This is a genomic window from Shigella sp. FC1967 (genome assembly GCF_001743005.1).
In the GTDB taxonomy this organism is placed as follows: Bacteria; Pseudomonadota; Gammaproteobacteria; order Enterobacterales; family Enterobacteriaceae; genus Proteus.
In genome coordinates this window covers 1-234 of the sequence record NZ_MIIZ01000363.1, presented here as the reverse complement: position 1 = coordinate 234, position 234 = coordinate 1, and the positions used below count along the sequence as shown (strand labels likewise).

At 47.9% G+C, this 234-nt stretch carries 1 protein-coding gene; it reads left to right on the top strand.

Translation table 11 applies throughout. The annotated features are described in order from the left end of the window. Positions 1-234: transposase (locus BHE89_RS03220; RefSeq protein ID WP_141008260.1), on the top strand; the 234-nt coding region annotated here is incomplete at both ends.

The window sequence follows — 234 nt, the reverse complement described above, 5'->3', positions numbered from 1 at the left end:
GTGGGGCTGAGTCATTACGCCATCAAATCAGACGGCAATAAGATTGCTAATCCGCGCCACCTTATCAATGCCAGCCGTAACCTACGTCGAAAACAAAAAGCCTTATCTCGCAAGCAAAAAGGGAGTGCTAATCGTCGTAAAGCCCGAATACAGCTTGCAGGTGTACACGAACGGGTAGCCAATGCCCGTGCTGATTTTCAACACAAACTCTCTCGTGCAATTGTTGACGAAAAC